We start from the raw sequence: 231 nt of genomic DNA, 5'->3' as shown, positions 1-231 counted from the left end.
ACAGCACCTCGGTCGGGCAGACGCGCGCGCACATGCCGCCCAGCGGGTGGGCCGTCAGGATGGCCTCGGCCGCGCCGCGCACGTTGTCCTGCGCCACGCGCTGGATGCAGGCGGGGATGTCGATGCCCGTGGGGCAGGCCGTCTGGCAGGGGGCGGCGTAGCAGTAGTAGCACCGCTCGGCCTCGATCAGCGCCTGCGTGCGGTTCAGCGGCGGATGCGCATCGGCAAAGT

The 231-nt window shown here is 72.7% G+C and carries 1 pseudogene; it reads right to left on the bottom strand.

Annotated elements, in window-relative coordinates:
• Window positions 1-231, bottom strand: a pseudogene (locus AC0IZJ_RS28805) (dihydropyrimidine dehydrogenase); the annotation flags it as partial.

This window comes from Roseateles sp. AC306, from assembly GCF_979253795.1.
This window is presented reverse-complemented; position numbering and strand designations above follow the sequence as displayed.